At 47.5% G+C, this 255-nt stretch carries 1 rRNA gene; it reads left to right on the top strand.

Annotated elements, in window-relative coordinates:
• A 23S ribosomal RNA gene (locus tag EYW48_RS21785) occupies nucleotides 1-255 on the top strand; the annotation flags it as partial.

Genomic DNA, 255 nt, shown 5'->3' with positions numbered 1-255 from the left:
AAAAGAAATCAACTGAGATTCCGAAAGTAGCGGCGAGCGAAATTGGACTAGCCCTTAAGCTTTAAATGATGCAGGTGAACACGCTGGAAAGCGTGGCAATAAAGGGTGATAGCCCCGTAACCGACACGTCATTCTAAGTGAAAACGAGTAAGGCGGGACACGTGATATCCTGTTTGAATATGGGGGGACCATCCTCCAAGGCTAAATACTACTGACTGACCGATAGTGAACCAGTACCGTGAGGGAAAGGCGAAA

Origin of the sequence: Vibrio sp. 1180_3, from assembly GCF_029478545.1 — a bacterium.
GTDB classification, from domain to species: domain Bacteria; phylum Pseudomonadota; class Gammaproteobacteria; order Enterobacterales; family Vibrionaceae; genus Vibrio; species Vibrio aestuarianus.
This window is presented reverse-complemented; position numbering and strand designations above follow the sequence as displayed.